Origin of the sequence: Rhodococcus sp. 1168, from assembly GCF_002091955.1 — a bacterium.
In the GTDB taxonomy this organism is placed as follows: Bacteria; Actinomycetota; Actinomycetes; order Mycobacteriales; family Mycobacteriaceae; genus Rhodococcoides.
Genome location: NZ_MKKY01000072.1, coordinates 330,771 through 355,627, shown reverse-complemented (window position 1 = coordinate 355,627; position 24,857 = coordinate 330,771). Strand labels below are relative to the sequence as shown.

Here is a 24,857-nt window from a genome sequence, read left to right as displayed (position 1 = left end):
GCGTTTCGTTTCGTTTCGTTACATGTAACGAAACGAAACGCTGGGAATAGCTACCGATGAGAGAAGATTGGACGCTGTCAGTTCTCAGCTAATCTGGCGAATTCGCAGGTGATCTATCGGTGTGGTGGCTAATTCTCATCGGATGTGGCGAAGCTGAGGTCCCGGTGTTCGAACGACAGGTGGGGCAGACACAGTCCGTAGCGGATTTCGCGGCCGTGTTCGTGGCCGAGTGCTTCTATCAACTTCGGAAGGCCCCAGCCCGGCGAGTTTCAGCCGTGATTTGGACTATTTCTGGCATTTTGAACGGATCTCGCCCCTCGGAAACTGAAGGGTGTTTTGCGACTTCCACCGCCGGCGGGTTTTTGCCAGCCGGACGGCCCATTCGCACAAGGGATCCGACAGCATGCAGCCCATTTCCGACGAACGCGAAGAACGAGTGGGAGAAGCTCGACGAGAATGAAGGTGTCCCTGACGCCACCACAGCAAGGAGCGCGGCCGACCGATCGACTTCGGCCCCGTCCAGCGCGGACGCCACCGCAGATGCAATGCCGTTGAGTGCTGCTCCAACAAGCTCAAAAATGGACGTGGCATCGCGATGAGATCAGACAAGACCGCCCGCAATTACCTTGCTGGTGTCTTCCTCGCCGCGATCCTCCACCGGCTCACGACCACCCCAAGAGACAAGGATTGAGGTGGTCAGAGCTTCTTGCGCATCTTCACACTCGTGGTTTCATATCCGGCTGACTCGTACATCCCGCGCGCGACCGCATTGAAACCGAACACGCTGATTCCCAGCGTCCGCGCACCCTCTGCGCGTGCATGGACTTCGGCGAGCTGCATCGCTGCTCGCCCATAACCCTTGCCTCGGTGCTCTGGCTCGACTACGACATCCCAAACCCACCACGAGGTGTCCTCGTCCGAGTTGTCACGGCCAATCCAGAGGTACCCGACGATGTGGTCAGTGTCGTTAACGAGGTCGAACACAGTGTTGCCCGGGGTGGGAGTACCCGCTGGAAAAGCAAGTTTGTACGCATCCCTGGCGTGCTCCTCAGCGGCGCGTGGCGTCTCACCTGTAGCGAGCAGGTCCGTCTTGTACTCGGTCTGGCTCCGTTCCAGCCACGAGGGAAACGTTGGGGGGGGTTATCGGGACAAGTGCGATCGACATGTCAGCAGTCTGACAGCGGCCCCGCGTCGGCCCTCGGCAGCATTTACCAACACGCCCTGGGTGTGTCGTTAAGCGGCGATCATTTCCGAGTGACGTTGCGCCGGTCGATACTCGGTTCCGCTCGTCAGCGCGGCGTGCAGGACGTTGCTGCGGCGTTCGCTAGCGGATTCTCCGAGATCGATGGGGTAGGCCTGCGGCAGGTCGGCGGGCGGGAGCATCTATACCGGCACGACCAGCACGGTCAGTGCAGCGCGGTCGATCGTGGTCAGGGCGTCGCTCATGGCGTTTCTCCTGCTCGGACGAATCTGCGGCGACGGCAGGGGTGCCTGATCGCGTCGATAACGTTCCGAGGTCGGCTTCGCCGACGCCTCTCGATCCGGTGCGGTCGCACCGCGAAACGCGGTGGTCAGCTGCTCGGGTGAAGGAGTTGAATGTCCGGTGGTGCTGCCCCGAACTGGACGACAGTCAGGGCTTGTTCTGCGGCGCACTCTCCGTCGATATCCAGGCGAATGACGTACTCCCCGGCTTCGAGGAACACTGCGTCGATGTCGGTCACGAACGTCCACGGCACGATGCCGTTGGGGTACTGCCACTTGTCGCTCTCAAGCATCGGGAGACCGGAGAGTGTTTCGGACTTCTGCGCCCGATTGACACGCTTGGTGCCATCTAGAGCTATGACGGTAGTGGTGAGGGTGTGGGACCGACCGATGTCGACGGGACGCCAGTGGATTCGGCCGAGCATGAAGAAATCGCCCGGATGGGGAAATCCGTTCGGCGTCGACAGGATGTCGAATCCGGCGTTGGCAATTGAGTACACGGCTTGGCCCTGGTCGACTTCGTAGTGATAGCACAGCTGCACGAATTCGAGCCTGGGGTCGATGGCGGGTCCGACTCGGTTGAGCTGCCCGTATCGAGTTTGTATCCAGTCGGCCGCAACTTCGATCGTGCGGTCTGGTTCGCTGTCGCTGGCGAACAAATTTCCGGCTACACACCGCACGAGCGCTTCGGAGTCGGCATCAGCTATCCGGGGCATGCGATGGCCGTTGAGGGTTAGGAACGTCATTGCCGCAAGCCAAGCCGTGCGCTTATTGCCGTCGGTGAAGTACTGCGTGCTGGCAAGGCTGTGGATGTATGCAGCGGCCTTGGACCAAATGTCCGGATAGATTTCGGCTCCGAAGGCTTCCGTCTGCGGGCGGTGTGCGGCGGACTCAATACCCGCGAGGTCTGCAACGCCTGCCCCTGCGCCGCCGTGTTCTGCATTGATGGCGACCAGTGCTTCAGCGCTCAGATAGCGAGTCACTTCGCCAATCGAGTCAACAGCGTTTCCCACCGGTGGGCTTCGCCACGTGCCAGACGCAACGTTTCCTCGAGGCCTGCAACTTCGGAGGCGGACGGCGAGACACCATGCGAGTGCAACTCGACATCGTGTTCGGTGTTCACCTACCCGACAGTACCGGCCATAGGCCAAGCGCAGTAGATATCGCTATGTTCTCGGCCCACTAAGCCTTCGAATGTGTCGGGCCACCGCAGCGAACCGAGTCGCTTCGCCATCCTGCCGCGCACCGCATGACGAGCGCAAGCAGTAGCTCCCACCTAACGCACATCACGCCTGAAGCTTCCGCGACTTGCAGGCAAACCCAACCCCCAAGCGGCTGCATACGCGGCAGCCAAAGACACACACGACCGTGACATCGTCGCGGACTGCCAGCGCAGGATGCTACGTCTGAATGGGCATGTCCGATGTTTCCCGCGGATCATTTTCAGCTTGAGGGTTGGCCAACGACGGCAGTATCTGGTCGCCGGCTCTGAGAACGAGGATCTGGTTGTGCGGTAGGCGGTCAACCAGCTGCCTCATCAACTGTTCCGAGTAGGCGCGGTTCAGGTTGGTTGCGACGTAGATCGCTGTGTCACCTACCTGGACTACTCGCGGATTGGTATGAGCCTGAAGATCGCTTCGCTTTAAGGCAATTGCATGCTCAATGCATGCCTGCTCCGGTCCCAGTTCGTCGGCGACGAGCCGAGTCAACTCTCGGACAGCTCGAGCAGCCGCGATCGGTCGAGTGCGCTTCTTGCCCTTCGGCTCCAGGACATAGATGGTGAACCTGCCATCCACTCGGCGAAGCCGCAGCCTCAGAAGTTGTTGTCGAGCCTCGTTCGGCGCTGCAGCGTCGACATATTTGCGGGTGAAAGCTGCGAGTAGCTCGTCATCGAGGCGGCGCGTGGCGGATACCGGGATGGGATAGTCCATCAGCGAGGCGACCTCGTCCGGGTCGTTCTGATCCAATACGGTCTGCAGTTCGGCCACGGTGCGTATGCCGAGAGTGTCGAGCTGATCGAGTAGCTCCTGCGCCGCCTCGTCACTCCCGGGCGCGGCACTCCGATACCGGTCTTTGAGCAGAGAGGTGAGAGTGTCGAGGTCCAGTGACCGATCGTCCGGGTCAGCTAGGCCATCGGCAGCTTCGATTGCACTGTCGTCAACACCTTCGTCGGCCTTCGCCGTGTTCTCGGTACTCGGCACGAGAAACTCATCGATCTCGTTGAAAACTTGATCGAGATAGCGTCGGAGGCCGCCAGCCTCAATGAACCACTGGTCTACGCGTTTCCGCGGACCGGGCTCCAGGTTTCTGTATGCGGCCGACTTGTAACGCACATCATGCTCGTACTCCGCCCATGCGTGACCGGCCACTGTCCGAATCTGGACCTCAAGACCTGGTCGTCTACGCAAGTACGCCCCAAGGTCGGGGTAGCGCGCGTTCAGGTGCGGCAGTTCAATCGAGGTCACGACTAAGTGGTCGCTGTCATATCCGTTGTGCTTCTCTTTGCCCGGATTCGCATGATCCCGAGTCTTGGATCGCGTGGTCAACAGGCTCAGGAAGTCTCTCCGCGCTCGCGTCGTGTACACAATCACCCTCGCCGCCACGCAGTCGTCAATCTCAGAGATTGGATTCTGGTACCTGATCGCACCAGTGCCGTCATCAATCCGACTGCACTTCTCCATGTATGAGGTGAGGCTCTTCGCCCGCGTCTCGATGGTGTGTACCGGGATCAAACCCTCGGTCGACAGCTCGTACAAAAAGCCCCGCATCTGGTCCGCGGCCCTCTTCAACTGGTCCTGCTCGTTTGCGAACTCCCACACATGCGCCGGCACGGTTTCGGTTGCGCCTGACTCCTCATCGACCATTCAAGGATCATTTCAGACAGTCGCTGAGGTTTCGCGCACGAGTGTTCTTGAGCGGATCGAATGGTTCAAAATGCGGATTGACCGGACAAGGCTGTCTCGTGAGTCGGCGAACAAAGCCACGGAGTCGGGTTTGAACCCGTGGTGTGGCTTGGAAAGACGGTTTGGCAAATAGATCGAGATTTAAGGAACCGAAACAGGCTGAACGAGAACCCAAGTTCGATGAGTTCAGGTAACGGCCAACGCGAATCGGAGAACCGGTCGGTGGCGGTACTGATCCCCGGTGCAGCATCTCCGACGGATTTGCGAATACGGCCCAACGAGCACTTGATTCGGAAAAATCGTTCTGCTTCGAGCTCGACCAACGGCTGCAACTGTCAGATCCAGAGCAGTCGACAACGTACCTCAATGCCTGCGCCACGTCATTCGGTGCACACGAAAACCCCAAGACTCTAAGATCGGCCGCACCATCGTTCAAATCGCTGGGAGTTCTACCTGTCGTCGGCGTGTTAGCCTGCTGGCAATATGGCGCTGATCCGACTGCGCCGATGGATTCGCTGGGGGGCGAGAAGTGGGCGAACTGCTGGCAGTCGATGCCGAAGAGCTTCGAGCGCTCGGTAGAACACTCGCCGATACGGCGAGCACGATGAACGCAATCAGCGTCACGGCGACTGTCACGATGCCGGGCTCGCCGATCGCCCCGGCCTCAGAGCAGAGCACCAAGACCACGGCCGACGCCTACACACGCATCGCCAGCAACGTCAACGAGATGTCGGCAGCGTGCGAGTGGAACGCCACAAGCTACGAGGACGCCGAGGAAGCGTTCCGTTCTCAGTTGACGCGATACGACGCCGGGGTCCCGCGGTGACCACCATTTCCCACGCGAGGGGTTGTCAGCCGAATTCGATGGTCGATTACGCCAAGTCTCTACTGGCGTCGAACAATACTTTCACCGACCAGATGCACCGGATGGATCGTGCTGTCGACGCGGCGATGGACAAGTGGCAGGGAGATGCGGCAGCGGCCGCTTCGGCGCGAAGTCTGTCCGAAAGCCTTGCCGCCTCCCATATCGACACGGCCGTCATTGCCATCGCCGAGGCGCACGCCTCCCAAGGGGCAGTACTCGACGGCATACGTACCTCACTGCTGGCCATCGTCGACTTAGAGGTGCCCGGCGCCGGTATGTCGGTTGCCGACGACGGCACAGTGACGGCCCCGACGGTTCCGGTCGGCGGCGCTGTAGTCATCGCGATGCTCCTGCAGAGTCAACTCGACGCGCAGGCCGACGCCATCGAGGTGCGCATCAAGGCCCTCCTCGCACAATTCGGCGACGGCGAACTGCAAGCAGCACAGGCTATTCGAGCCGCGCAGCAGCAGCTCGACGTCGTCTCGAACTCGCCCGAGGCCGCAACCATCAGCCCGGTGGTATCGGACATCGTCAGCGGCAAGACCTCGCTGCCGTCTGACCCTGCCCAGTTGAACGAGATGTGGTCCACGCTGTCCCCGGCCGACAAGGATGCACTGTTCGCCCACGACAACTACATCGGCAACCGCGACGGCCTCCCCGTCGTCGATCGTGACCACTACAACCGAATCAAACTCGACGACGAGTTGGCCCGCGCCGAGGCTTGCGACCCGGCCGTGTCGGATCGGCTCGTGGACCTACAGGCCGTTCGGGACACCGTCGAGAAAGATCCCAACCGGATGCTGATGCTGCTCGACACTCAGTCGGGTGCGCAGACCCACGCGGCAGTAGCCGTCGGCAACCCGGACACCGCGGATCACGTGTCCGTCACCGCGCCCGGATTGAACACAACAGTCGGCGGTGCCATCGGAGCCATGACCGAGGAGGGCGAACAGATGAAGCTGGCCGCCGAGCAGCAACTCGACAACACGACCGACCATGCAAACGAGACGGTGTCGACCATTGCATGGATCGGTTACGACGCACCACAACTCGACAAGGAGGACTACCTCTCCGAGGAGAGCATTGCGGGGACGATTCAGGTGGCGCAGCCATGGAACGCGCAGGCCGCTGCGCCCAACTTGTCGCAGTTCTACGAGGGCATCGACGCGTCGAACCACGACGGCGACCCGCACCTGACCGCGGTCGGGCATTCGTACGGGTCGTTCACCACAGGGCTTGCGCTGCAAGAGACTCCAGAGGGAATCGTCGACGACGTGATGGTCTACGGGTCACCCGGCCTGGGCACCGGCCACGACTTCGTCGACAGCAGCCTCGACAAGCTCAACATCGCACCCGGGCATGCGTACGAGATGACCGCGCACGACGACCCCGTCGCGCACATGAACCGATTCGGATGGAGTCCCGGATACATGTCGGAATTCACCCACCTCGACACCGATGCGACGACAACCGCCGACGGTGTGGCGCGCCAAGGTGCGACCGGGCACAGCGACTACCCGAGATCGGGTGACAACGGCGCATTGCGTACCTCCGGTTACAACACGGCCGTCGTCATCGCCGGTCTGGCCGATGTGCCCGGCCAACTCGTCACCGGTGACTCGGCAATGAAAACCGGAGGTATCGACATTCTCGACGGACTGATAGATCTGACCCGATGATGCGCAAGAGACAAACGACCGATTCCCGATCACGACGGTGGATGACGGCACTGACCGTCGCCACAGTCCTCACGTTGACAGGATGTGGATCAGACGTGCTCGATGATCCGTACGAAAAATCCAGCCCGGCCGTGACAGCGGACTCAGCCGCGATCCTGGAGACGTTGCCGTCGCTAGAGGACACCGAAGTGCAGTTCGAGAGCGCTGTCGAGCAACTCGGTGCCTTCGTCGACACCCTCGTACCCGGCATGGAGTGGACCTGGATACGCGAGCGAAGTGTCGGCGGCTGCAGCCGGCCGTACGATGGAACCGACGGCGACGACGTCAAACTGAAGAACTATGTGTCGGCGGGGCCGATCCCAGATGCGGTATGGCCGCAGGTGTTCGAGTTCGCCACACGTGTCGCCACAGCTGCGGGCGCGACCAAAGTTCAGACCTTCCACGACGATCCGGACAATCATGAGGTCCGTTTCTACAGCCCGGAAGGCACGGCCATCTTCATCGGCAGCCGAGGTGCCGTTATTTCGGCGAGCACGGGATGTCGTTTGCCCCAGGCGAAGATGTCAGGGGCACAGGCTCCGCAGCCTCCTGTCACGCCGAAGCCATGATCGTCTGCGCATCGAAAGAGTTCAGGTGACGATGTCGAGCAATGCATTCGACGAGTTGGGCGCGAAAGTGCAACGCGCACAATTGGTCGTGCGCGAGATTCGTGGTGTCGGCAGGGTCGGTGGTATCGCCGTCGAGGTCGACGCTGAGAACCGACTCGTCGCACTGCATCATCCGGATGCCGACATCATCGTGGCTGCCTATCAAGCAGCGCTACTCGACAAGCAACCGCAGTTGGACGAGGCGATGCGGGATGTTCTCAGCGACCCCGATGCCCAGGCAGTAACCTCGTTCGTCGATACCTACGCCGCCCGCATACAGGCTGAACCGGCGCACCCGGCGCACCCGGTGCAGACTCTCGAGGACGACGACATGTACTTCCAAAGCATCCGACAGGACCCCCTCGGTCGGAATCGTTGAACAGCGACTCATTCGGTAGAGCCCACATCTCACAGTGTGCGTCGGCCGCGCGTTGGGCTGCCGGCCACGACCCCTCGGGAACACCGTTGACGCGCCCCCTGTCGTACCTGTCGGGATCGTTGCGTTGTTTCGTCAACTCGCCGCTCCATGGAGCCATCAATCCCACGGTCCTCCACGCACCCCCGCCACCAGGTATGGAAATCGCCCGACACTCGGCACTGTGTGTCGAGCGGCAGCAGGCTCCTCGAAATCATCCGCCGCGATATCTGACATCGAATCGCATTAACAATACTGCTGACAGGTACGCCACGACGCCATCGTAAGTCGTAGATGTCGAGTTCGAACTGGGATTCAGCAGCGCGCAGTGCGGACTCGGCCGCTTTCTTCGGCCCCTTCAGGAACCACGAAGTTTCAGCAGACGACCAGGCCGGTTGATGCGTATGTAGGGGTCAGATCTGACTGCGGCCGGTCACTCCCGGTCGAGTATCCGTGATCCGTCAGTCTCGCTGCTCGATCAACCTGCAGACGGTTGCGCGGCTGATGCCGGACTCGTCCACCAGCGATGAGACGGGTTCGCCCGACGCGTGCATCCGGCGCGGGACGACACTCTTCTGCTGCGACAGCGCATCCGCCGACGTCTGACTGCGGTGGAGGACTTACCCGAGATTGTGGTCCAGGCGATCGCTGCTGCCCTCGCAAGAAGGGATCCACACTCGAGTGCCCGGAATTGAATTCCATTTCTGAGACCACGTCGCGTACCTTTCGACATGTCTCTGCTGACCGCGATCAGCCCCACCCAGAACCGTTGAAAGGAAACGATGCGCGGGGGTAAAAGTGTCCGACTCTTTCTGGCAGAAGGCTCGATGGGCGGTCTGGTCACCGCAGAAATCATGAACTGGACCGGACATCTGCTCGCTGTTCAGCGCTCCGGGCTGCTCGAACTGCTCAAGCGACCCGAATCCTCCCGTACCGGCGTCTACGTGCTGATCGGAGAGAGCCCCGAGAGCCTGGGCGGCCAGCAGGTGTATATCGGCGAGGGCGACGACGTCTCCCGCCGCCTGAAAGACCACGAAGGGAAAAAGGACTTTTGGGACCGAGTGGTCGTTCTCACCAGTAAGGACTCGAACCTCACTAAAGCTCACGTTCGCTACCTCGAAGCCCGGTTGATAGCGATGGCCCGCCATACAAAGCGCTCCGAAGTCACCAACGGCAACGGCGGAACGAACAGCACCGACAACCTTCTACCCGAGGCCGACCGCTCCGACATGGAGCACTACCTCACCCAAGCCTCGATCGTGCTTCCCGTCCTCCAGGTGAACGTATTCCGCTCCTCTCCTTCGATACATTCAATTAACGCTGACACCTCGACCCTCGAAGACACCGCCCAAACGGTATTCGTCACCGGCCTAAAAGGTGAGACGTGGGCACGAGCCCACGAGGTCGACGGCGAGTTCACCGTACTTCAAGGATCTCGCGCCAAGCCTTGGTCTGGGACAGCGCACTCCTACGCCGGCCTGCAAAATAAGCTGTTCAACGACGGCACACTGCAACCCACCGAGGACGGAAGCTGGTACACGTTCACACACAATCAGGTGTTCTCAAGTGCCAGCGCGGCATCAGCGTCTGTCCTCGGACGCAACTCGAACGGAAAGCTCGAATGGAAGCTTGAAGCGACCTCCACGACGTACGCGCAATGGCTCCAGCAGCGGGCTAAGCGGGCAATTGCCACTGCTGACGCCGATGTTGCCAGCGCAGAGACCGCACCGAGCTGACGACTTCCGTCCGGCTGCGCCCCCAACTACCACCGCGTCAAAAAACCGATTGGTGAGTGAGACGGTCGGACGACCTTCATCCAGTCAGTGTCAACGAAGGGTGGACGATCTCGTAAGGTCCGCCCGGTGACGAGTCTCGGTGCCGGCGCACCATATGACACGACTTCGATATCCCACACCGAGGGCGTCATCCAGAGTGCCCCCGTGACGGACACCAGTCGACAGGAACAAGACGAGCGGGGAATATCCGGAGGATGGCAAGGCGCAACGGGAGCAACGTAGTCGGGGATCTCAATGAGCTGCGGGTCGCACAGCTATTACTGGAGCACGGGATCGCCATCAATGCGCTGACCGCGTCCGACACAGGCTGGGATCTACACTGCCACGTTCCCGACGGCTTAATCTGTGGCGCATCGAGGGCGGGGAAAGACTCTTGGCGCCTATCTGGCCGCAGCGTGCATATTCAAGTCAAGACCTCTCCCCACGGCAGGTTGCAGGTGGGCACAGTTCGGGGATGGCTCGCCGGCACGACCAGCGGCGTGCCAACATTCATGTTCGGGCGTCTGCGGGAGACCCAGGTGTTCAGCGCGCCGACTGACCTCGGCACGTGGCTCCGCAGGACCACCCAGCACAGCGACGACGAGGGAAATCGCGGCTACACCTATACGGGCAAAGACACTACGAAGCAGACCGGGCTCCAGACCCACCCGTACAAAGAGTCGAGATTCCCGTCGGTGCTGCAGCTCTGGGTCTCCTATCCACAGATCGCAATGGGTTACCCAAACCTGACGCCATGGATGAACCATGAGGCTAATTCGGACGAGGCCATCGAAGACCTTCTGGCTGACCTCGTGGTCTGCGTCTGGGCCGACATGCAGTACAACAGGAGCACCGACGACTACGTATTGGAGAAATCCGTGACCGACCTGTTCGAGGCGGCAGGCTTCGACGCTCCGGACGCCCTCGCCAATAAACTCATGACAGGACACACTGGAATTCACGACGTGACGTACAACGACGACAGCGTTTCACGCAACCTGGTGTCCACGGCTGTTGCGAGCTCTATTGGCAGCCAGAATCCGCAACAGTCCGCGGAAGCCCTGCTCGCCAAACTGAGACGCCTCCACGTCACGAACGCGGCGATCCCTAACGGCAAGTAAGGAGCCGCCTCGTATTCCGGCTAAGGTCCCCTGCTCGCGCTCAACCTAAATCCTGTTCATAAAACGGTCGTTGATGGAACACGATCGACGGCCACCGTCTCTGCCCCGAATCGCGCCCCGAATATGTTCAATAACCCGTTCATTGATTGGTATCTTCTACCAGAGTAGGTGAACAAGTTTATTGAACGGAGAATCTCGGTGGCACTCATCGGCCTGGTTCGCGTGAGCACGAACAAGCAGGAGACTCAGCGCCAGCACGACGCTCTCGGCAGCATCTGCGTGAGAGTGTTCGAGGAGAAGGTCTCGGGCAAGCTCGCCGTTGCTGATCGGCCCGGCCTCAAAGCCGCCCTGCACTACCTGCGCCCCGACGACCTGCTTGCTGTCCAGGAGGTCGACCGGCTCGGCCGTAACCTCCTCGACGGGCTGATGGTCCTCACCGACCTGTTCGAGCGCGGCATCGGCGTCAAGGTGCTCGATGGCATCGCAGCCGGGGAGCACACCGAACGATCACTGATCCTGGACCTGGCTCTCGCCCTGGCTGAGGACCGCCGTCGCGATATCGTCCTTAAGACTCGCAACGGCCTGGAAGCAGCTCGCAAGCGCGGCACCATCCGCGGTCGACCCACCGTCGTCGACGATGACAAGCGCGCGGCGATCCTGGCTCGCCGTGATCGTGACGAGTCGATGCGCGCGATCGCCGCCGGTGTGGGGGTCTCGGTAGGAACTGTGCATCGGGTTCTGTCCGTCCCGCCGCCGACTGAGCAGAGGAGCAACCGTGGCGGAAAACTCACGGCCACGGGATACGACGAGCTCGCCAAAGACCGAGCGGAGGGACGAGCTGAACAACAGGCCCGCCGCAGCCTCTACGTCGAGCGTGTCGACAAGACTTACACCACATGAGGACCAGAGGAGCCGCGATGACCACCACCGAAGAACGTAAGAGTGCAGCCTCACGGCCCGAGGTAGCCGCTGCAGCCGCCCGTGCGTCCATCGCCATCCGCGAACGCAGCGGACGCGAGGTACCGCAGTGGATCCGCGACGCCGCCGAAGGACGCCCGACCACCCCACCTGCCGAACAGCCAGGCCCGAGAAGGCCCGCAGGAGGGCCAGAAATTACCACGACCGAAAAGCGCACCGACCGTCCCGCCGGGCGGCCCCTAGTCGCCGCCGCAGCAGCCCGCGCCTCGATCGCGCTCCGCGAACGCACCGGCCGCGATGTACCGCAATGGATCCGCGACACTGCGGAGGGACGCCCGACCACCCCGCCGGCCGGGCTGAGCTGAGCTAGAGGGCGCGATTCCATGACCTCCGCGCTGCCAACCAGTCACATCTACGACCAGCTCGTCGGACCGTTCTACGACACCGCCGGCCTCACCAAGTGGTGTGGCGTGAGCCGGCAAACCATCGCCAAGGCCGCATCCACCGGCACCGTCATCGCCTGCCAGCTCGACGGCGGTGGGTGGGTCTATTCGACGTGGCAGTTCACCGAGTCGGGGACGGTGCATCCGGATCTGCTCGCCCTGTGGTCGACTCTGCGCATGTCCGGGGACCCATGGACCTGTGCCGCATGGCTGCGTAGCCCTCAGGCCGGACTTGACGACCGCAGCGCAGTGCGCTGGGTCGAAGAGGGCCGCCCCGTAGAGGACGTCCTGGAGCTGGCCCGCGCCGACATGCGTCGGTGGGCGACGTGACCCGCGACCCGGCCGAACTGTCCCTGTCTGAGCATGACGCCGCGTTGCTCGACAAGTCCGGGTTTGTTGCCGATCCCGCCGCCGCCACGGCGGCGCAGCTGGACCGGGACATCAGAATGCAGGAGCTGATCCACCGCTCCCTCTCGGTGACCGACGCCGCCGAGCGCCTCGGGGTCACCGCCACCCGGATCCGCCAGCGCCTGGCCGACGGCACCCTGTGGGCGTTCACCTCCGGCCGTAGCCGGCTGCTGCCGCCCGCTCAGTTCACCACCGCCGGCGGGGTACCTCACCTCGAGAAGGTGATGCCGCTGGTAGCGAAGGATCTACACCCGCTGACTGTGCAGGCGCTACTCACGCAGCCGCAGCCCTCCCTGTCCGTAAAGGGTCGCCAAGTGTCGATGGCGCAGTGGCTGACGGATTGCGCGGGGAACGCGCAGGAGATCGATCAGGCTGCCGACGTGGTCACCGCCGCAGCCTGGGCATTGGCGTAGGAGGCGGCAGCGCGTCTGCCGCCTCGCCGGCAGTCTCCGTTTCGCGCGGGCGAAGCGGATACTGAACAGGACAGAACCGGAGATGGACAATGCCGCACACCACTGGGACTCGTGTCGTACGCAGCGCGAGCGTTCGTATCGCCGCTGCAAAGGTTGCTGTGAAAGCTGCGCAGCAACAAAGCAAAACGCCAGATCCCAAGATGATGAAGTTGGCCGCGGCAACGGTGCGTTAGCACCTCCCCCGTCATCTACGAGGGCAGCGGATCTAGTCCCGGGTGGCATTCTGGTGTGACGGAGCTCGTCGTGCCGACGTGCGACTCGCCACACGCGCAAGGTGCATCTTCAGTCAAATCTTCTAACCGGATCTGGCGGACTTCTGATCGCAGGCGTGGGACTACGGTGCTTCGGTCACCGTAGATCCTTCCCTCCAAGCTGACCTCGGCACCGAGCGTAGGGCCGGAACCAACACTCGGGCAATCGACGAGACCGCTGTCGCCGATCTACGCAAACTTAGAACAACTGCCACCAGTCCTGATGATCCTCGGAGACAAAGACATCTTGCTTCACGACAATGTGGCGATGGCCGCACGGCTCGTTGCACACGGCGTGGACGTGGACCTTCGACTCTTCCCGGAAGCGCCGCACGGGTTCACAGGCCACCCGACGCAGATGGCGAGTGCAGCGCTCGACGATATCGAGGCGTGGATCAGCGGCAGCGTGAACTGACTACCGTCGTTGTTGGCGGAGTGCGAAGCACGGAACCCGGAATTCCTGTCACAGGTCCGGACCCAGTGCTTCACTGGGAGTCCGCCACATACAGCCGGAACTGAAAGCTGGTCCCATAGTGGACTACCGGCAGCGGGCCGCAACATCACCAGTATCCGCCAGATGCGATGAGAAAAATTGCCCGGTGCTCAATCCCTGGCAATGTGGCGAGCCGCTGATCAGCCTGACGAGCGCCGGCACGTGTGGCGAGAACCCACATTGTGTGGCGATTATTCAGTGAGTTTGGGGCCGCGGTCGCAACGGGGTGGGCATCGCGAACGGCCGTATCTGCCCCCTGTCCGTCGGTTGGGTAGAAACGGGTTCTGTGCAACTCTCCTGCTTGCACAGTCCTAAGTCGCGATAGGGATATCGAGCTACGTCGAGTCCTGTTTGCATTCGTCGAGCAAAGAGCCGGCGGGAACTCCGAGCGCTTCGGCAATATCGAACAGCCGCTCGTACAGCAGCCCGCGTCTACCGTGCTCGACATGTATGAGCACGTTTCGTGTAACTCCCGATTCGAGTGCGAGTGCTTCCTGCGTCAACCCTTGCTCGATCCGAAGTTGGCGGATACGGGATCCCACCTGTCCTCGATATTCATCCCATCGGCGCGCACGCGCAGGATCTGTCTGATTCGGTCGCGTAGGCACTCGTCAAGTACGACAATTCGGTATACATAAGTCTGCCCTACTAGTAGGGCTTCAGTCTGTCCTCGAAGTCTCCGGCAACCGCCTTCAGGAGGTAGACCAGTGCGTATCGACAACGATGGGTGCATTGCCCTGCAGGCCGACTCTGTGGCTCAGCAGTGGCTTCAGAGAGTCGGATTACCTGCAGAGCCACGCACCATCGCATTGCTGGCACGGGCCCGCGCGCCCCAGGCCTACGGTTCTGGCCGTGAGGCTTTGTCGCCACCCGAACCAGACTCGGCAGAGGAGGCAATTGTCGTTGCGCTACTTCGAGCTGGTCAGGTTCCCACGCCCCGATCCGTCCGCGCGAAGCTCGAACAGGCTGAAACCAGGAAACTCGCACCAAAGGATGCCGCAGACAAAGACTTTCGGGCCTCCGCTGACAAATGGTACGAGCACATCGATGCATTCGGGCCGGTTATATCAACCGCGGTAGAGGAGTTTTGGGTCGACAACGGCCGCGGCCCACTGCGACGCGAAGCCTTCGCAGTCGCAGCGGTCGTCGCGTTCTGGCAAACAAACGACCTCGCCCATCCGTCCAACTCTCAGCTGCGATCGATACTGTGCGCGGAACTTCATCGCACAGGCTGGCTCGTCTCGAACCGGTGCCGACGGTCCCTCTGTGCCGGACCAACCCACTTCGCATTCCTCCGCGGAAGACCAGGCCGACGAAGTTCATACAAAATCGGCCAACAAGTTGGACGGTTCATCGGTGAATTCAGGTTCCAACATCACCGCAGTCCCACGTGGAACCAACTCGCTAGCCTCACCAAGAACGAACGCGACCTCCGCATCTTTGCGAGCGGCACCGATGCGCAAGCTCAATCGAGATGGCTGCTTACCCAAGAGTGGATCAGGATCGAGAGCGGAGAAATCCGACGCGGGGCACGAGCCAAGGCGGAAACGGCACGACGATCGGCAGGTCGTCAGAAAAGCTGGGAACAAAAACAGCTGGGATAAGCTGCTCGAGTCGTTGATGAAGGTCGAGTCGGGCGACCGCCAGGCCGACTTTCGCATGAGCGATGCGTGACGGCCTCTAGCGTGCTCGCGTCCGAAGCGCCGGGAGACCAGATCGTCCGCGGCGGCAAGGCAAGGAACGAGGTCGAGGACAAGTGACCAGCGACGGTGCGCATTGGGTTCGCGCGGCTCTACAGGTGAATCCCTACGCGTACGAGGGCCGGAATGCCCCGAAGAACTTCTTCGCGAACGAGGAGGATTACAACGAGGCGCTCCTCGATGAATGCCAGGTGCAGGACATCAGCCTGATTGCCATCACCGATCACTGGTGCGTGGACTCTGCGCGTGGTTTGGTCGATGCCGCGACGGCTCGCGGCATTGTTGCTTTGCCCGGATTCGAAGCGAACTCATCTGAGGGCATCCACGTCCTCGTCATCTTCGAAGCTGACACCGCCTTTTCCGCTATCAATGCCGCTATTGGTGCATGTGAAGTGTCTCCAGGGTGCGACAACGGCACGGTCGGAGCATCTTATGCAGTAATTATGGAAAAGATGACAGCTGTCGGTGCCCTCCCCGTTCCCGCACACGTTAACGTCAAGCCGGCGGGGATGCTCACGACGCGATCCGGGCAGCCTCTGGCCACGATGATCAAGCATCCAGATCTGCACGCCATCGGCATCACGCCGACAACCGAAGAGACTAAGGACCAGCAAGCGGTAGTCGAGGGAACTGGCCTGTTCGAGCGGACACACCCCCTTGCCGTTATCCACGCGGATGACGTGATGGGGCCTCGCCAACTTCGCACTGACGGTGCCAGCAGCTGGTTCAAGGTCAGCACCTCGTCCCTGATGAGTCTCAAGCTCGCTGTTCGGACACCCGAAACACGCGTGTCCCTCACCGATCCCGCCGTCGCCCCACGGCCCGTAATTAGGAGCGTCTCCTGGGTTGGTGGTTACCTCGACGGGGTCAAAATTCCGATCTCGGCGGATCTTACGGCCCTCATTGGCGGGCGAGGAGCTGGGAAATCGACGGTTATTGAGAGCATCCGCTACGCACTCGGTATCGATGCCATCTCCCGTCAAATGAAGACCGACCACAAGAACATGGTCGACAATGTGCTCCACGCCGGCACCATCGTTCGCGTCGAGGTCGACTCTGTGACACCCAGGACCCAACGGTTCACCATCGAACGAGAAGTACCGCATCCGCCGGTTGTTCTCGACTCCAGTGGCAAGCGCACCAAGCTCACGCCGCCGGATGCAATTGGGCCTGTCGAAATCTTCGGACAACACGAACTTGCTGAACTGGCAGGCGACTCGACAAGTGTCGCTGAGCTCGTACTCCGATTCGACGGCTCGGGTGGCGGTGACGCCGATCTCGCGCGGACCCTCGTGAAGCTTCAAACCAACCGAGAAGACCTGAGGCGAGCTGAGGACAGCAAGCTCGAACTCGAGGGCGAGCTTGCCCAAGTCGGCCGACTGGAAGAACAGGTCAGCCACTACGAGCAGACCGATGTGCCCGCAAAACTTGCCGGCCAGCAGAGGCTTGCGCAAGACCAGGCCATCTTCAAAGAAGGCAAGGCGCGTGTCGACGCCGCGCGTCAGCACCACGACACGTTCCTCCATGCGCAGGAAGTTCGCGATCTAGCGGCTCAAATCGACGACATCGAACGTGCCCCGCAAGCGGCCCGCCTGCAGCGAGTTGTGGCTGCGATCACGCAGCTCCATCTCAAGCTTGCCGAACTTCATGCGCAAGCAACCCAGGCCATTAGTGCTGCCGATGCCGAAATCGAAGTGGCCCGACAGGAATGGGAGACTGCCACCGCCGACGAGTTGGCGGGGTACGGAGAAGTACTGCGAGAGCTGAACGAGAAGGGTTTGCAGCCCGATATGTACGTCGCTACCAAGGCTGAGCTGACGGAACTACGGACTTCGAAGCCGCGGCTCGACGCACAGCAGGAGGAGATACAGAAGCTCCTCGACCGCCGAGACGAGCTTCTCGGCGAACTACGAACTCACGAGACTTACCGGACCGAGCAGCTCCAAACCGCAGTGCGCGCAGCGAATGAGGCGACGGGCGGCGTGGTCATCGTGCGTCCCGTCCCGACTTCGGACCGCAGCTCCATCCTTGACGTCATCAAGAACCACACGAGCAATCAGCGCACTCAAATCACGGCCGCCGTCAACGCGGCCGATTTCTCGCCGAAGGCCCTCGCAACGGCCATTCGTACGGGTGCCGATGCGCTTGCTGACTTCGACATTCGGGGCGCGCAGGCCGCTGGCCTCGCCACAGCGGGGGAAGCGTTGGCTCGTGAGCTGGAGGAGTTGTCGGTCGACCTGGCCGTCGAGGTCAAGCTCAAGATCGACGGAAGCTCTGGGCTCCGAACGATGGATCAACTATCGAAGGGGCAGCGAGCTACCGCGCTCCTGTTGTTGCTGCTCGGCGCATCCAATGCGCCGCTCATCATCGACCAGCCAGAGGACGACCTCGACAACAACTTCGTTTACAAGGGCATTGTCCGCAATCTCCGAATATTGAAGGGCAAGCGGCAGGTCATCACGAGCACCCACAACGCGAATGTCCCGGTGTTGGGAGACGCTGAACTAATCATCGCGCTTGAAGGTGATGGGACACACGGCAGGCCGTCCGAGGGCGGAATCGGTTCACTTGACGACAGGACGATTCGGGCGCTCGCTGAGAATATTTTGGAGGGTGGTCCTGCAGCCTTCAATGCCCGTCACCACCTGTACGGATTCTGACCCGAGACCGGCGAGCTTTGGGTGAAACACGATGCTGTGCGTAGTGATGAACTTGGATCGACGAGGTGCAGCCGACACGACGGGTCGACCTCGCGACGAAGTAGGTGCCGACAACTAGTGTTCGAGGCGTGCTCGCAGTCCGTCAGTGACTGGATCGATGAGACCTGAGTACCGCCGATGATTTGGAGTTCCTTTGTCTGTCCTGTCCAGCTTCGTGTGGAGTGTCGCCGACACCCTGCGGGGCCCTTACGCCGAAGCCGACTACGGCTCGGTGATCCTGCCGTTCACGGTGCTGCGCCGCTTAGAGTGCGTACTGGAGCCGCACCGCGACGCAATGGCCGAGATCGTCGCAAAGTACCCCGGCGAACAGCAGCGTCGCACGCACTTGAAGATCGCCACCCGCACCGAGGACCGCGCCGGTCTGTCGTTCTGGACCACGAGCGCCTACACGCTAAAGAAAGCGTTGCAGGACCCCGACAACCTGGCCGAGAACCTAATCAACTATGTCGGCGGGTTCTCCTCGAACCTCGACGTATTCAGATCCTTCGGTTTCGAGAATGTGATCCGCACGCTGGACGAGCGCGACAGGCTCGCGCAGGTCGCTCGCCACTTCGGCAGGATCGACCTGTCGCCCGACGCTGTCTCGAACGCGGACATGGGCGACTTGTTCGAGAACCTGATCTACCGATTCGCCGAGTCCGCCAACGACGGCGCCGGCCAGTTCTACACGCCCCGCGACGTCGTGCGGCTCCTGGTCGACCTCGTATACGCCGAGGACACCGAGGCGCTGCGAGACCGCGGCACCGTCCGCTCGATCTATGACCCCACCGTGGGCACTGGCGGCATGCTCACCGTCGCAGACGAGCACCTGCACGGGCTCAACCCGGACGCGTCCACAGCGCTGTTCGGCCAGGAAATCAACCCTCGCACTTACGCGATCTGCAAGGCCGACCTACTCATCAAGGGGCAAGACCCATCCAACGTCCGGCAGGGCGACACGCTCGTCGTCGACAAGTTCGAGAACCGGCGCTTCGACTACGTACTCTCTAACCCGCCGTTTGGGACGGATTGGAAGGCCGTCGAGTCCGACGTGAATAACGAGCACGCGCGCGGGGGAAAGGGGCGCTTCGCGCCCGGGCTCCCGGGTGTCGGCGACGCGGCCATGCTGTTCCTGCTGCACGTCGCCTCGAAGATGCGCGACGTAGACGACAGCGGCCGAGGCGGCAAGGTCGGCATTGTCCTCAACGGCTCGCCGCTCTTCAACGGCGGCGCAGGCTCCGGGCCGTCCGACATTCGCGGTCACATGCTTGAGAACGACCTGGTCGAGGCAATCGTCGCCCTGCCGAACGACATGTTCTACAACACCGGCATCGCCACCTACCTTTGGATCCTGTCGAACGCCAAGCCCTCGGAGCGCGAGCACAAGGTGCAACTTATAGACGCGACAGGTCTCGGCTCGAAGCTGCGCAAATCGATCGGCTCCAAGCGAGTCGAGATCGCAGAGGAGGGTCGGGAGGCTATTGTGCGCGCCTTTGCCGGGTTAGAGGGCGAGGGCGGTGATGGCGCGGTGCCGGTGAAGGTGTTCGACAACCTCGATTTCGCTTACTGGACCATCATTGTGGAGCGCCCGCTCCAACTCCGATTCGAGTGCACGGTGGAGACGATCTGCGCGGTGGACGAGCACAAGACGCTCGGCAAGATTGAAGGCCTAGCCGAAGCACTCAAGTCGTTCGGCGACGAGCCGTACCTGAACCGGGAGAAATTCAACCGCGAGCTCGGCAAGCACCTCGGCGACGAAGGCCTCCGCCTGACGACCGCGCAGCGCAAGACGTTGTGGCAAACCATAGGAGTCCACGACGATGCCGCCGACATCTGCGTCCACGCCTCGGGAACGAACAAGGGCGAGAACGAACCGGACGTGGCCCTCCGCGACACCGAGAACGTCCCGTTCGGCTGGGGCGGCCACCCAAAGATGCACGAGGCGCTCGAAGAAACCGTGCGGGCGTACTTCGACTTCGAAGTGAAACCGCACGTTAACGGTGCCTGGATCGACTGGTCGAAGACCAAGACCGGCTACGAGATCCCGTTCACCCGACACTTCTACGCCTACGATCCGCCCAGGACGCTCGCAGAAATCGACGCGGACCTTGAGCGGGTCGTCGGCGAAATCATGGAGCTGCTGCGCGGGGTTGAGTCGTGAGTGCGTCACAGTCCGCGACTCGCGAAACTCAGACGATCGACAATCGCTGGCTGGCGGATGTACCCGTGCATTGGTCGGTCACGAGGCTCCGGTTCATCTGCGACGTCTTGACGGGGTCGGGCGACACCCAGGACGCTGAGCCGGACGGACAGTACGACTTCTACGTCCGATCACCGAATCCGCTCCGAAGCGCTCACTTCACCTTTGACACGGAGGCTGTGCTGACTGCTGGTGATGGTGCGGTTGGCGAAGTGTTCCACCACGTCAACGGCAAATTCCACGCACACCAGCGCGTGTATGTGCTAACGAACTTTCGAGATTCACTGCCGCGGTATTTCTTCTTCTATTTCTCTTCCTTCTTCAGGTTAATGGCGCAAGACGGATCCGCGCGGACCACGGTGGATTCGGTACGTCGGTGGATGCTCACGGATATGCCGTTCGTGCTCCCATCGCTCGATGAGCAGCGCGCTATCGCCAACTACCTGGACGACGAGACGGCCCAGATCGACATGCTCGTAGCCAAGCAGGAAGAGTTCATCGGTCTCCTACGTGAGCGACGGGACACCATAGTCGACGCTGAATTTCAACGGACCGACGGCAAACGTACGGCGACAGTTCGTCAGACGCTGGTACTCCTCAAGCGGACGCCTATTCCAAGATCGGGCGTCGTCACGGCCTACCGCGATGGCGTTGTCACGCTGCGTGCCAACCGCCGAGCTGAGGGGTACACGATGTCGGTGGCCGAGGCGGGCTACCAAGGAGTGTGTCCTGGAGACATCGTATTTCATGCCCTCGACGGGTTCGCCGGTGCTGTCGGCATCTCTGACAGCGAGGGACAGTGCTCGCCGGTCTACCACGTGTGTTCTCCCCGCTATGACGACGATGCTCGATACCTCTCGCTCCTTATTCGGTATATGGGCACATCGGGCTTCCTCAGCACGCAGGCCCCGAGTACGAGACAGCGGAGCGTCGACTTCAGGAACTGGAAGACCTTTGCGCGCGTCCCGCTGATGCTCCCGCCAGTAGAGCACCAGAGGTCGTTCGTCACCGAGTACCACGAGCAGATGTCCCGCATCAATGCCCTGATCGTCAAAACCCAGGAGCACATCGCTCTCGCCAAGGAACGCCGCTCAGCGCTGATCACCGCAACGGTCACTGGGCAAATCAACGTACCAACCGCACGGAAGGCAAGTTGACCATGGCGACACTCGATGGCACCCGTGAAGAGGCGTTCGAGCGCGAGATCGCCGAGTATCTCGCAGCGAACGACTGGGAGTACAGCGAGACCGACGACGGCTACGACGCCGGGCGGGCGATCTGGCCTGAGGACGTGCACTGGTGGCTGAGCGAGACGCAGCCTGACGAGTACGCGAAGGTCGTCCGTGTGGGGACCGGTGCAGAGCAGGCCGACCGAGAGGCGCTGGTGGACTCGCTCGTGTCGCGACTGGACACGCCGATGGGCTCGGGCGGGGGCACGCTCAATGTGCTGCGTCGAAAGTTTTCCCACACCCGCGGGGCGACGGCGCATCTGCGGATGTGTCAATTCAAGCCGGCCACCACGCAGAACCCGACCACCACCGAGCATTACCGGAAGATGCGGCTGCGCGTCGTCCGGCAGGTGCATTTCTCGCCGAAGCGCGGAGACAACCGCTCGATCGATCTGGTGCTCTTCGTTAACGGGCTGCCCGTGGCGACGGTCGAGCTCAAGTCGTTCTTCAAGCAGGAATGGCGCACGGCGGTCAGTCAGTACCGCAACGATCGGAACCCTGCGGGGCAGCCGTTGCTCGGATTTGGTACCCGAGCCCTAGTGCACTTCGCCGTCGACGACGACCAGGTCCACATGACCACCAAGCTTGCGGGAGAGAAGACCTACTTCCTGCCCTTCAACCGCGGGCACAAGGACACCGGCGCTGCGGGCAACCCGCACAACCCCAGCGGGGCCGCCACTTCTTACCTGTGGGAGCGGGTCCTCCAACGCGACAACTGGCTGGCCATTCTCGGCTCGCAGATATTCCTCAAGGCAGAGGCGGACGAGGACCCGGTCACAGGCAAGATCAGGCGGTCCACGACGCTGATGTTCCCGCGTTATCACCAGTGGCGCGCGGTGAGGAAGCTCGTCGAGACCATTGCCGAGGAGAAGCCCGGCAGGCGCTATCTCATCGAGCACTCGGCAGGGTCGGGGAAGACGAACACAATCGCCTGGACCGCGCACCGGCTCGCTCGGCTTCACGATGCTGCCAACGAAAAGGTCTTCGACAAGGTCCTCATTGTCTCCGACCGCCGCGTACTCGACGCGCAGCTGCAGCAGGCTGTCGAGCAGGTCGACGACACTGTCGGCACCGTCGCCGTTATTGACTCGGCCGCTGTGCGGCGATCCGGTGGCTCGAAGTCGCGTGCGCTACTGGATGCGCTGACCGGCTCGGCGCTCATCGTCGTCGTCACGATTCAAACGTTCCCCTATGTCAAAGGCCTGTTGGACACGACGCTGGGCGACAAGAACTTCGCCGTAATTATCGACGAAGCCCATACTTCGCAGTCCGGCAAAACGGCGTCGGACCTGAAGAAGGTCCTCACTGAGGGCGGCCAGGTCGCGACCGACGAGGAAGTCGACTCCCAAGACGTTGTGAACGAGATCGTCGAGACCGACGACGCTCGCGAGGCGCAGATCGCCGCCGAGACGGCGGCCAGGGCCGGTGCTCGGAATGTGTCGCTGCTCGCCTTCACCGCCACGCCGAAAACCAAGACGAAGGTGCTGTTCGGCCGCAAAGACGAGGACGGGAAGCCGGTGTCCTTCGACGTCTACCCGATGCGGCAGGCGATCGAGGAAGGCTTCATCCTCGATGTGCTGCGCGGCTACCAGACCTACAGGACCGCGTTCGAGATCGAGCAGCGCGGCGAGGACGGCGTCGTGACGGGGATCATGGCGGACAGCGAAGACCGCCTCGTCGACCCGAAGATTGCGGCCCGGAAGATCATGCGGTTCGCGAATCTACACCCAACGAACATCGGCCAAAAGGTCGAGATCATCGTCGAGCACTTCCGCGCGAACGTCGCCCAACTCCTCGACGGCCATGCCAAGGCGATGGTCGTCACGGACTCGCGTCAGGCTGCCGTGCGGTACAAGGTCGAGGTAGATAAGTACCTCGCGCAAAAGGGCTACGGCTACCAGTCCATTGTCGCCTTCTCCGACAAGATCAGCGACGACGAGTACGGCCTGACCGATGTCACCGAGGCGTCGATGAACCCCGGGCTTGGCTCGGACCTCGCGCGGGAGTTCCGCCGTCCGGAGTATCGCCTGATGCTTGTCGCCGACAAGTTTCAGACCGGCTTCGACCAGCCGCTGCTGTGCGCGATGTACGTCGACAAGAAACTCCCGGACGTGCACGCTGTCCAGACTCTATCGCGGCTCAACCGCACCTACCGAGCGCCGTCAGGTGAGGGGAAGGATCGCACCTTCGTGCTCGACTTCGTCAACGACCCGGCCGAGATACGCGAAGCATTCCTCACGTACTACCTCGAGGCCCACATCGAGACCGAGACCGACCCGAACTTGGTGCACAGGCTCGCGACCAAACTGACACAGGCGCGTGTATACACCATCGAGGACGTCGAGCGTTACGCGGGGGCGTGGTGGACGCCGACGCAATCACACGCGGCGCTGGCGGCTGCCGTGACCCCGGCCCGCGACCAGTTCGCGCAGCGCTGGGCCGAGGCGACGGATCAGCAGGACAGTCAGGGCCTAGACGAGCTGCGAACCTTCCGCAAGGACTGCGGCTCCTACGTACGCCTGTACGACTTCATGTCGCAGGTCGTCGACTACGCCACCAGCGATTTGGAGAAGTTATCCGAGTTTCTTCGGCAGCTCGTACGGCTGCTGCCCTCCGACGACCCAGGCGCGGACGCAGACGTGTCCGGCCTCGAGCTGCGCCGCGTACGCCAGATCGAACAGGGAGCGGCCGACATCGGCCTCTCCGGTGACCAAAACACGCCCGGGCTGTCCGGCATAACAGGCGTCGGGTCCGGAGTGTCCAGGCCCGATCCGCAGCAGGAGTTGTTGTCGGACATCATCGCTCGCATCAACTCGCTCTTCGGCTCAGAGTTTGCGGACCCGCAGATCGCGGGCTTCGTCATCGCGGCCGCAGGCATGGCCGAGGAGGACCAGCGAATCGCCGATCAGATAGACCACAACGCCGTCGATCAGTTCCTGGCCTCGCGGGAGTTGCGCGAGACGCTGACGGACGCTGCCGTGCTGAACGAAGGCGCGTTTGGCAAGCTCACCGGTGCGCTGACCGGCGAGAACGAGCGGGCCGACGAGTTCATCCGACTGATCGGGCAGTACCTGTACAAGTCGCGCAGGATGCGAATGGTGGATTCGATGGATCTCGACAACGACCATTCGGTCGAGACCGAATAACGCGATGGCA

22 protein-coding genes and 1 pseudogene are annotated in these 24,857 nt (G+C 61.8%); 18 read left to right on the top strand and 5 right to left on the bottom strand.

The window, feature by feature from the left end; genetic code table 11:
* Positions 1–550: 550 nt before the first annotated feature.
* A pseudogene (locus BJI47_RS24725) lies at positions 551–691 on the top strand (IS5 family transposase); the annotation flags it as partial.
* A gap of 5 nt (positions 692–696) precedes the next feature.
* On the opposite strand, the gene BJI47_RS15805 reads toward BJI47_RS24725, so the two are convergent.
* Positions 697–1,083, bottom strand: coding sequence for a GNAT family N-acetyltransferase (locus BJI47_RS15805; protein WP_254900635.1), 387 nt, complete (start codon positions 1,081–1,083; stop codon positions 697–699).
* Positions 1,084–1,254: 171 nt separating this feature from the next.
* On the opposite strand from BJI47_RS15805, the gene BJI47_RS23935 reads away from it, so the two are divergent.
* The gene (locus tag BJI47_RS23935; protein WP_139804867.1) at positions 1,255–1,587 is read left to right on the top strand and encodes a hypothetical protein; all 333 of its coding nucleotides are present in this window, start codon (positions 1,255–1,257) and stop codon (positions 1,585–1,587) included.
* On the opposite strand, the gene BJI47_RS15800 is transcribed toward BJI47_RS23935, so the two are convergent.
* From BJI47_RS15800 to BJI47_RS15795, 3 genes are all read right to left on the bottom strand, one after another.
* The gene (locus tag BJI47_RS15800) at positions 1,572–2,465 is read right to left on the bottom strand and encodes a type II toxin-antitoxin system death-on-curing family toxin (protein WP_176224888.1); all 894 of its coding nucleotides are present in this window, start codon (positions 2,463–2,465) and stop codon (positions 1,572–1,574) included. The two genes, BJI47_RS23935 and BJI47_RS15800, sit on opposite strands and share 16 nt — an antisense overlap.
* Positions 2,462–2,605: a hypothetical protein gene (locus BJI47_RS24150; protein ID WP_176224887.1), complete on the bottom strand. Its 144-nt coding sequence runs from the start codon at positions 2,603–2,605 to the stop codon at positions 2,462–2,464. The genes BJI47_RS15800 and BJI47_RS24150 overlap by 4 nt, the downstream gene beginning before the upstream one ends.
* Positions 2,606–2,882: 277 nt before the next feature.
* Complete coding sequence (locus BJI47_RS15795; protein WP_254900634.1) at positions 2,883–4,250, bottom strand: hypothetical protein; 1,368 nt, start codon at positions 4,248–4,250, stop codon at positions 2,883–2,885.
* A gap of 664 nt (positions 4,251–4,914) precedes the next feature.
* Here BJI47_RS15795 and BJI47_RS15790 point away from each other — a divergent pair.
* From BJI47_RS15790 to BJI47_RS15740, 12 genes are all read left to right on the top strand, one after another.
* Entirely contained in the window at positions 4,915–5,211 is a 297-nt protein-coding gene (locus BJI47_RS15790) for a hypothetical protein (protein WP_088944557.1), read from the top strand.
* Positions 5,212–5,249: 38 nt separating this feature from the next.
* Positions 5,250–6,929 (top strand): alpha/beta hydrolase, encoded by a 1,680-nt coding sequence (locus tag BJI47_RS15785; protein ID WP_254900624.1) that lies wholly within the window; start codon positions 5,250–5,252, stop codon positions 6,927–6,929.
* A 41-nt stretch (positions 6,930–6,970) separates the two neighbouring features.
* Positions 6,971–7,537 (top strand): LppA family lipoprotein, encoded by a 567-nt coding sequence (locus BJI47_RS15780; protein ID WP_254900623.1) that lies wholly within the window; start codon positions 6,971–6,973, stop codon positions 7,535–7,537.
* 31 nt (positions 7,538–7,568) lie between these two features.
* Positions 7,569–7,955, top strand: a complete 387-nt coding sequence (locus BJI47_RS15775) for a hypothetical protein (protein WP_088944554.1) — start codon at positions 7,569–7,571, stop codon at positions 7,953–7,955.
* 818 nt (positions 7,956–8,773) lie between these two features.
* Positions 8,774–9,727, top strand: a complete 954-nt coding sequence (locus BJI47_RS15770) for a GIY-YIG nuclease family protein (RefSeq protein WP_088944553.1) — start codon at positions 8,774–8,776, stop codon at positions 9,725–9,727.
* A gap of 254 nt (positions 9,728–9,981) precedes the next feature.
* Entirely contained in the window at positions 9,982–10,887 is a 906-nt protein-coding gene (locus BJI47_RS15765) for a hypothetical protein (protein WP_088944552.1), read from the top strand.
* 198 nt (positions 10,888–11,085) lie between these two features.
* Positions 11,086–11,787, top strand: coding sequence for a recombinase family protein (locus BJI47_RS15760; RefSeq protein ID WP_088944551.1), 702 nt, complete (start codon positions 11,086–11,088; stop codon positions 11,785–11,787).
* 17 nt (positions 11,788–11,804) lie between these two features.
* On the top strand, positions 11,805–12,170 hold the full coding sequence (locus tag BJI47_RS15755; protein ID WP_125458737.1) for a hypothetical protein: 366 nt from the start codon (positions 11,805–11,807) through the stop codon (positions 12,168–12,170).
* 18 nt (positions 12,171–12,188) lie between these two features.
* Positions 12,189–12,578 (top strand): hypothetical protein, encoded by a 390-nt coding sequence (locus BJI47_RS15750; protein ID WP_088944549.1) that lies wholly within the window; start codon positions 12,189–12,191, stop codon positions 12,576–12,578.
* Positions 12,566–13,069: a hypothetical protein gene (locus BJI47_RS15745; RefSeq protein WP_088944548.1), complete on the top strand. Its 504-nt coding sequence runs from the start codon at positions 12,566–12,568 to the stop codon at positions 13,067–13,069. The genes BJI47_RS15750 and BJI47_RS15745 overlap by 13 nt, the downstream gene beginning before the upstream one ends.
* 89 nt (positions 13,070–13,158) lie before the next feature.
* A complete protein-coding gene (locus tag BJI47_RS24145; protein WP_176224886.1) occupies positions 13,159–13,302 on the top strand; it encodes a hypothetical protein in 144 nt (47 codons plus the stop codon).
* 184 nt (positions 13,303–13,486) lie between these two features.
* A complete protein-coding gene (locus BJI47_RS15740; protein WP_368655899.1) occupies positions 13,487–13,795 on the top strand; it encodes an alpha/beta hydrolase in 309 nt (102 codons plus the stop codon).
* Positions 13,796–14,208: 413 nt separating this feature from the next.
* On the opposite strand, the gene BJI47_RS15735 is transcribed toward BJI47_RS15740, so the two are convergent.
* The gene (locus BJI47_RS15735) at positions 14,209–14,481 is read right to left on the bottom strand and encodes a helix-turn-helix transcriptional regulator (RefSeq protein WP_088944546.1); all 273 of its coding nucleotides are present in this window, start codon (positions 14,479–14,481) and stop codon (positions 14,209–14,211) included.
* 1,148 nt (positions 14,482–15,629) lie between these two features.
* Between BJI47_RS15735 and BJI47_RS15725 the strand changes: the two genes are divergently transcribed.
* The 4 genes from BJI47_RS15725 to BJI47_RS15710 all read left to right on the top strand — a co-directional run bounded on the left by BJI47_RS15725 (position 15,630) and on the right by BJI47_RS15710 (position 24,847).
* Positions 15,630–18,233 carry a TrlF family AAA-like ATPase gene (locus BJI47_RS15725; protein WP_088944544.1) on the top strand — a complete coding sequence of 868 codons (2,604 nt, stop codon included), beginning with the start codon at positions 15,630–15,632 and terminating at the stop codon, positions 18,231–18,233.
* A gap of 193 nt (positions 18,234–18,426) precedes the next feature.
* Complete coding sequence (locus BJI47_RS15720) at positions 18,427–20,433, top strand: class I SAM-dependent DNA methyltransferase (RefSeq protein WP_088944543.1); 2,007 nt, start codon at positions 18,427–18,429, stop codon at positions 20,431–20,433.
* Positions 20,430–21,629: a restriction endonuclease subunit S gene (locus tag BJI47_RS15715; RefSeq protein ID WP_088944542.1), complete on the top strand. Its 1,200-nt coding sequence runs from the start codon at positions 20,430–20,432 to the stop codon at positions 21,627–21,629. Before BJI47_RS15720 ends, BJI47_RS15715 begins: the two co-directional genes overlap by 4 nt.
* 2 nt (positions 21,630–21,631) lie before the next feature.
* Entirely contained in the window at positions 21,632–24,847 is a 3,216-nt protein-coding gene (locus BJI47_RS15710) for a type I restriction endonuclease subunit R (protein WP_088944541.1), read from the top strand.
* The last annotated feature ends 10 nt before the right edge of the window (positions 24,848–24,857 follow it).

Bases quoted from the DNA above. Each gene is read 5' to 3' on its own strand.
- BJI47_RS15795 (WP_254900634.1), bottom strand. From the start codon at position 4,250: ATGCGGGGCTTTTTGTACGAGCTGTCGACCGAGGGTTTGATCCCGGTA.
- BJI47_RS15785 (WP_254900624.1), top strand. From the start codon at position 5,250: ATGGTCGATTACGCCAAGTCTCTACTGGCGTCGAACAATACTTTCACC.
- BJI47_RS15780 (WP_254900623.1), top strand. From the start codon at position 6,971: ATGACGGCACTGACCGTCGCCACAGTCCTCACGTTGACAGGATGTGGA.
- BJI47_RS15775 (WP_088944554.1), top strand. From the start codon at position 7,569: ATGTCGAGCAATGCATTCGACGAGTTGGGCGCGAAAGTGCAACGCGCA.
- BJI47_RS15770 (WP_088944553.1), top strand. From the start codon at position 8,774: ATGCGCGGGGGTAAAAGTGTCCGACTCTTTCTGGCAGAAGGCTCGATG.
- BJI47_RS15765 (WP_088944552.1), top strand. From the start codon at position 9,982: ATGGCAAGGCGCAACGGGAGCAACGTAGTCGGGGATCTCAATGAGCTG.
- BJI47_RS15755 (WP_125458737.1), top strand. From the start codon at position 11,805: ATGACCACCACCGAAGAACGTAAGAGTGCAGCCTCACGGCCCGAGGTA.
- BJI47_RS15750 (WP_088944549.1), top strand. From the start codon at position 12,189: ATGACCTCCGCGCTGCCAACCAGTCACATCTACGACCAGCTCGTCGGA.
- BJI47_RS24145 (WP_176224886.1), top strand. From the start codon at position 13,159: ATGCCGCACACCACTGGGACTCGTGTCGTACGCAGCGCGAGCGTTCGT.
- BJI47_RS15710 (WP_088944541.1), top strand. From the start codon at position 21,632: ATGGCGACACTCGATGGCACCCGTGAAGAGGCGTTCGAGCGCGAGATC.